Raw genomic sequence first — 6,624 nt, 5'->3', positions numbered from 1 at the left:
AAAGCCTCTGAAATAGAACTCTTCGGTACGTTCGCCGCCAAAGAAGGAATTCCCGAAAGACTTTTAACCGCCGGAACTTATATCCAAGACTACAAAGCGGAAACCGCGTATGTGGAACCGGGAGCCTTCTTTTCGGAAGAACGAAGAAGAACGCGACCCGCAAAACAACTTCGACATCCTAAGGACGGAAAGGAAATGGTTTTCGTCTCCGGCGGTTAAAAGTCTTTCGGGAATTCCTTCTTTGGCGGCGAACGTACCGAAGAGTTCTATTTCAGAGGCTTTTTTCCCGCGAGTTGTCGGCTGGTATGAAATGGAAATTCTGCGTATAAAAAAAGAACCTATCTCTTTCTCGGGATCGGTTTGTAAAACCGAGTAGGAAGGTTTTCTTTCCAAAATCGCCTTGATTTCCTCTTCCTCTTTTTCGTAAAAAACGGAACCTCTTCGTATCCGGATTTTAACTTTTCCTTTTCCGCGATACACGGCTTCCACTTCTCCTTTCCAAAAGGGAACCATCCTTGTGTTTAAGGACGAGTCGTTCGTTTCCTGGGAGAATATCGAAAAAGATCCCGATATCACGAACAGGATCGGAAACAACAACGCTCGTTTACGTATAAAAAAAGGAAATGCGGTCATAGGTCGATCCTCCCTTCAAACGGAAGGATGGAATTTCGTTTTAATGATCGGCAGAAATTCGAATGCGGGAAATAGAATTTTATATCCTTATCCCGCTTTCAAACGGCGGAAATTTATTTTTTCTTTCGTTTGGGCGCAAATCCGCCGGGGGATTTTTTATCACGGCCGCCGTTCTTTTTGTCGAACTTGGGTCCCGAAGAACGGGAATTTCCGCCGCCACCGCCTCTATGTCCTTTCGATTTACCGGAGAAATTTCCGTTTCTAAATCCGCCGCCGGACTTTCTGGAAGATTTGTGTTCCTCGTATTTAAAATCGGATTCGAATTTCATCGATTCGTCGAAAGACACGCTTTCCTTATGGATCGTAAGTTTAAACAGTGCGGCGGCTATGTCGAGCGCGGTGTAATCCTCTCCCATCAATCGTTCCACTTGATTCACGTATTTTCCCAAATGTCCCGCGTCTACGATTCCCCTGACTTTGGAGGTATAAGAGCTGATTTTTGTTTCTTCGAGATCGTCTAACGTAGGTATTTTACCCGGTTCGATTTTGATTCCGTTGATGCGTTCTATTTTTTTGAGATTATAGATCTGTTTGCCGACGATAAAGGAGAACGCGATTCCCTTTTTACCGGCTCTTCCCGTTCTTCCGATCCTATGGACGTAATCCTCTCCGTCCCTAGGAAGATCGTAATTAAAAACGGCTTCCACGTTGTTTACGTCGATTCCCCTTCCCGCAACGTCGGTCGCCACTAGGATTTCTACGCTTCCGTTTCGGAAGCCGTTCATCACTTTGTCTCTTTGTTTTTGATTCAGATCGCCGTGTAATCCTTCCGCGAAGTAACCTCTCGACTTTAAAAGTTCGACGAGCGTGTCCACTTGCGCTTTTGTATTACAAAATACTAATGCAAGTTTTATGTTTCTGTGTTCGATCAGTCTTGCGAGGGCTTCTCCTTTCGCGTTCTCCTGTATTTCGAAGTAAATCTGCTCGATTTTTGGGGCGCTTAGTTTCTGATGAGTGACGTCGATTATCTGCGGATGTTTTTGAAAACGTTTCATCATGTTCAGGATATCGTCCGTCATCGTTGCCGAAAACATAATCGTTTGACGATCGGAAGGAGTGTCTTTGAGAATCACTTCCATATCCTCCCGAAATCCCATGTCCAACATCTCATCCGCTTCGTCTAAAATCACGATTTTGACGTCTTCCAATCGGATGGAACCGCGTCGCATATGATCCATCATCCTTCCCGGAGTGGCGATTACGATCTGCGGATTTTTTCTCAATGCGCGGAGTTGCCTGTCGATTTCCTGACCGCCGTAAATCGGAACGACTTCGAAGTTCCCTTTGTATTTCATGAGTTTGCGGAATTGTTCGCTGACTTGGATGACGAGTTCGCGGGTCGGGCAAAGGATCAGAGCTTGTAATTCCTTTTGATCCGCTTCGAGAAGTTCGATCGTCGGAATAGCGAACGCCGCGGTTTTCCCTGTGCCCGTTTGTGCATGGCCGATGATGTCCTTGCCTTTTAAAATGATGGGAATCGCTTCGGATTGGATGGGAGAGGCTTCTTCGAATCCCATGTCCGCGATCGCTCTTTGAATTTCTTCGGATAAGTTTAATTCGTTAAACTTTAATTTTTTCATTGGATGTTCCTTGTAAAATATCGAATCATCCCGTAATCCAGGGAACCTCTGATACTTTGAATTTTCAAGATAGCGAATCCGGAAGATCAAAAAGTCTGCGACGACGAAAGAGAGGAAGGTTGGAATAGAGATAATCTACGTCTTTTCTTGAAGAGACGTGCCGTATAGACGATATTTTTAAAACGGCCTGATTTTACAAGTACAAAAGACGTCTATATTCAAAATATCTGAATTACTTGAAAAACGAACGTTATCCTAAATTCGGATGCGAGTCTGGGTTTTCCGAAACTTCCTTCGTTAGCCGCCGTCTTAAACGGAATAGATCGTCTAAAAGTTCCGCTAAGTCGTTCTTTCGAAACGGTTTTCGTAGACTCGCCGAAAATCCGAATTCTTTCGGAGAGGATATGACCGGATCTTCGGAATAACCGCTGGATGCGACGGCGATCACGTCGGCGTCGTATTTTCTGATTTCCGAAATCGTTTTTTCTCCGCCCATTCCTCCTGGAATCGTCAGATCAAAAATGAGAGCGTCGAAAGGTTCTTCGGAATTTTTTGCCGATAGAAAAAGATCGATCGCTTCGTTTCCGTTTTTGGCGTTTACGGTTTCGTAACCCATTTGCCGCAGCATATCGGCGAAAATTTCCAGGATGAATTCCTCGTCGTCCATGATCAGTATTTTTCCCAATCCTGTGTGATCGTTTTCTCGGTTCGGATTCGAGGACGGGATTTCGTTTTTGGAAACAGGCAGAAAAATATGAAACGTACTTCCGATTCCCAATTTGGAATCCACTTCTATCGTACCATCGTGTTTTTGAACGATGGAATAGGAAGTCGCCAAACCGAGTCCGGTTCCCTTTTGTTTGGTCGTAAAAAAGGGTTCGAAAATTCTAGGTAAAAGATCTTTCGGAATTCCGATTCCCGAATCTTTGATCGAAATCTTAACGTATTTTCCTTCCTTTAAACGAAGCGAATTTTCGGAATTCAGAAAGACGTTTTTCGCGCTTACTTGGATGGTTCCGCCTAACGGCATGGATTGTACGGAATTGATGACTATATTTTCGATGACTTGGTGGATTTGATTTTCGTCGAAATCGCAGAGATACAAATCCTCTTCGATATCGAAACTACAGGAGACGTTCGAACCGCTCAACGCGAATAAAACACAATCCTTCAATACCGGAGCCAAGGTCCCCGTTTTGCGGATCGGTTTACCTCCTTTGGAAAACGTTAGGAGTTGTTGCGTCAAATCCTTGGCTCGGTTAAATACGTTCACCGCCTTGCTCAGATACTTTGCGGCCGGATCCGTAGTCGCGATTTTTTCCCGCGCGAGATCTATATAACCGAATATTCCTCCTAGGAGATTGTTAAAATCGTGCGCGATTCCTCCCGCTAAAACCCCTAAACTTTCCAACTTCTGCGCGTGTAACAAACGTCTTTCCAATTCCAAACGATCCGTTTCCGCTTGTTTACGGTCCGTGATATCCGTTCCGATGCTGATCGTTCCTATTACGTTTTGGTCCGAGTCCTGCAGGAACGTGTTGTCCCATTGGATCAATCTTCTTATTCCGGTTTTTGTCCTTAGATAATTTTCGTAATGAAGAGGAAGCGTCTTTTTATCGATGGCTTCCTTAAAAGTGGATCGTGTCTGTTCCTTTTCTTCGGGAAGTATAAAATATTCGAACCAACTTTTACCGATGATTTCCTCTCTGGTCCAACCGGTGAGATGTAGTAGATAGTCGTTGCAGAAAGTTATGTTTCCGTAAGCGTCCAAACCTAATCCGATCAGATTTATGTTTTCCAGAGTGACCCTGAATCTTCGCTCCGACTCGATCAACGCCGCTTCCGCATTTTTTTGTTCCTCCATTTCCCGTTTAAGAAGTACGAAATACCGGTTGAGGACGAAAAAAAGAAGCAGCGTGGTCGTTCCGACGAATCCCCATCCTTTGTATGTCTGCATCGTCGTAAGTATATAAGGATCGAACGAAAGAAAACCGATGAATCGATCGGAAAAAAAAATCCATGCAGATGCGGATAAAAAATATATCAGAGAAATGCGGGCTGGTGCGGAGATTGGTCGATCGGAAAGCATACCTTATGAAGATAAGATGATACATCGTTTTCGGGATCGGGAATCCAATTTTTATCTTTCAAATATTTATTTACCGATATTTTTAAAGAGCCGTTGCGGCTCGAATACGAAATTAATCTTGTAAAACAGGGCCGGGTTTTCTAAGATCGTGGCCGATGATTTCGCTTTTGCGCAGATTTTTACCCGCTCCTTCCAAACCGCGTTTACCCGTTTCCCAAATAAACGAACAATACCCTCGTTTCCGCTGGAGAATCTTAGAGGCGACCTTCCTCGGATACGCGGTTTTTTATCTGGTAAGAAATAATTTTCCCGTCGTTTCCAAGGAAATGGGAGAGGCTCTCCGTTATAGCCAGGAACAGGTTACGAACATTCTGGCGGTGACCGCCATCACTTACGGTCTCGGAAAATTCCTGATGGGCGCCTTATCCGATAGAAGTAATCCCAAATATTTCATGCCTTTGGGGCTTATTCTGACCGCCTTCTGCAACTTCGCTTTCGGGGCTTCGAACGATTACGACGTTCATTTTTATCTCTGGGCTCTGAACGGTTTGGTTCAGGGTATGGGTTGGCCTCCTTGCGGAAGGTCCTTGGGACATTGGTTCGGAGTTGCGGAGCGCGGTTCTAAATTCGCTATTTGGAATATAGCCCACAACGTGGGCGGAGGTTTGGTCGGTTTGGTGGCCGCATATAGCGCGTCTTGGTGGGGTTGGAGAAACGCGTTTTATATTCCTGCTTCGATCGCAGTCATCACCGCGGTTTATCTCCTTTTCCGTCTGGTGGATACCCCCCAATCCGTTGGACTTCCTCCTATCGAGGAATATATAAAAGATCCGGAAAAAAACCTTCGTATCGACGAAACCGAACAGGAAAGGGAACTTTCGATGCGGGAAATTTTCGTCGATCATATATTCAAAAACTATTATATATGGACCTTCGCATTGGCCAACTTCTTCGTCTACGTCGTACGTTACAGCCTGACAGACATAGGACCGACTTATCTTAAATTCGCCAAAGGAGCCACCTTGGAAAAAGGAGGGGTCAGTACTCTGATTTACGAGTTTGCCGGAATCGGATCGACTCTTTTGGTCGGTTGGGGTTCTGATAAGCTGGGAGGTAAACGTGGAATGGTCAGTTTTTTTTGTATGCTTCCCATTTTGTCGGCGTTGATCGCCTTGTTTTTTACGCCGCCCGGTCATCTTTGGTTGGATTTGACTTTGTTCGGGATCATCGGATTTTTTATCTATCCTCCCGTAATGCTGTTAGGGGTGGCCGGTCTCGATTTTACTTCCAAAAAAGCGGTCGGAACTGCGGCGGGTTTTATCGGTTTATTCGGATATTTAGGACGAACTTCGCTTTCCAAAGCGGTGGGTTGGATGAGTAAACAACCCGGATTTCGTTGGGAACAATCCTTGTATCCGATCGTCGGCGCGACGTGTTTGGCTTTGTTTTTGCTCGCGCTTACGTGGAGTTGGAAACCGAAAGCGTGATTTTTTTTTTCGTACTTCCGAAGACGCGACACGTTGTTCGATCGGGAACGTCTCTCCTTTCGTTTCTTTCTTGAAAGAAAACATCGGAACGTTTGAAACTTTCTTTTTCAACTTGCTTTTCCGCAAGACCGTCGGTTAGCATTCCGATATGGTACATCCTTGGCATGATATTTCCCCCGGAGAAGAACTTCCGGAATTCGTAAACGGCGTGATCGAAATCAAACGCGGTAGTCGCGCCAAATACGAAGTCGATAAGGAATACGGAATCTTAAAACTCGATCGGGTCCTTTATTCCTCCTTTTATTATCCGGCGAATTACGGATTTATTCCGCAGTCGTATTGCGGAGATCACGATCCTCTGGATATTCTGGTTTTGTCGCAGGTGGAATTGGAACCCTTGTGTCTCGTAAAGGCCAAAGTCATCGGAGTGATGAGAATGTTGGACTCGGGAGAAGAGGACGATAAAATCATCGCGGTTGCGGCAAACGATATGTCCGTAAATCACATCAACGATATCTCGGAACTTCCGCCCCATTTCACTCTCGAACTCAAACATTTTTTCGAAGACTATAAAAAACTGGAAAACAAGACGGTCGTTATCGAAGAATTCCAAAATGCCGAACTCGCAAGAAGAATCGTTTCGGATGCCTTGGAGTTTTATAAAAAGACTTTCCCGAAAAAGTGAACGTCATTATCCCCGATCGATTTCGTTTCGTCGGGGCAGGATGGTGTATTAGAGTATTACGATATTCGAATTGAGATCCGTATCGGGTTT

The 6,624-nt window shown here is 44.9% G+C and carries 4 protein-coding genes and 2 pseudogenes; 3 read left to right on the top strand and 3 right to left on the bottom strand.

Annotation, left to right across the window (positions count from 1 at the left end):
• Positions 1–216: pseudogene (locus EHQ17_RS12535) on the top strand (formylglycine-generating enzyme family protein); the annotation flags it as partial.
• Here the strand turns inward: EHQ17_RS12535 and EHQ17_RS12530 are convergent.
• The 3 genes and pseudogenes from EHQ17_RS12530 to EHQ17_RS12520 all read right to left on the bottom strand — a co-directional run.
• Positions 208–633, bottom strand: a pseudogene (locus EHQ17_RS12530) (formylglycine-generating enzyme family protein); the annotation flags it as partial. The pseudogenes EHQ17_RS12535 and EHQ17_RS12530 sit on opposite strands and share 9 nt — an antisense overlap.
• 113 nt (positions 634–746) lie before the next feature.
• Positions 747–2,273 carry a DEAD/DEAH box helicase gene (locus EHQ17_RS12525; RefSeq protein WP_135594107.1) on the bottom strand — a complete coding sequence of 509 codons (1,527 nt, stop codon included), beginning with the start codon at positions 2,271–2,273 and terminating at the stop codon, positions 747–749.
• 250 nt (positions 2,274–2,523) lie between these two features.
• The gene (locus EHQ17_RS12520) at positions 2,524–4,230 is read right to left on the bottom strand and encodes a hybrid sensor histidine kinase/response regulator (RefSeq protein ID WP_167881193.1); all 1,707 of its coding nucleotides are present in this window, start codon (positions 4,228–4,230) and stop codon (positions 2,524–2,526) included.
• A 287-nt stretch (positions 4,231–4,517) separates the two neighbouring features.
• Between EHQ17_RS12520 and EHQ17_RS12515 the strand changes: the two genes are divergently transcribed.
• Positions 4,518–5,849 (top strand): MFS transporter, encoded by a 1,332-nt coding sequence (locus tag EHQ17_RS12515; protein ID WP_135594103.1) that lies wholly within the window; start codon positions 4,518–4,520, stop codon positions 5,847–5,849.
• Positions 5,850–5,997: 148 nt separating this feature from the next.
• On the top strand, positions 5,998–6,534 hold the full coding sequence (locus EHQ17_RS12510) for an inorganic diphosphatase (protein ID WP_135594101.1): 537 nt from the start codon (positions 5,998–6,000) through the stop codon (positions 6,532–6,534).
• Positions 6,535–6,624: the final 90 nt, after the last annotated feature.

This window comes from Leptospira gomenensis (assembly GCF_004770155.1).
GTDB lineage: Bacteria > Spirochaetota > Leptospiria > Leptospirales > Leptospiraceae > Leptospira > Leptospira gomenensis.
Note: the sequence above shows the minus strand (reverse complement) of the source record. Positions and strands in the feature narration are given on the sequence as shown.

What these genes read in the sequence shown, in the direction of transcription:
- EHQ17_RS12525 (WP_135594107.1), bottom strand. Translation starts at nt 2,273, where the DNA reads ATGAAAAAATTAAAGTTTAACGAATTAAACTTATCCGAAGAAATTCAA.
- EHQ17_RS12520 (WP_167881193.1), bottom strand. Translation starts at nt 4,230, where the DNA reads ATGCAGACATACAAAGGATGGGGATTCGTCGGAACGACCACGCTGCTT.
- EHQ17_RS12515 (WP_135594103.1), top strand. Translation starts at nt 4,518, where the DNA reads ATGATTTCGCTTTTGCGCAGATTTTTACCCGCTCCTTCCAAACCGCGT.
- EHQ17_RS12510 (WP_135594101.1), top strand. Translation starts at nt 5,998, where the DNA reads ATGGTACATCCTTGGCATGATATTTCCCCCGGAGAAGAACTTCCGGAA.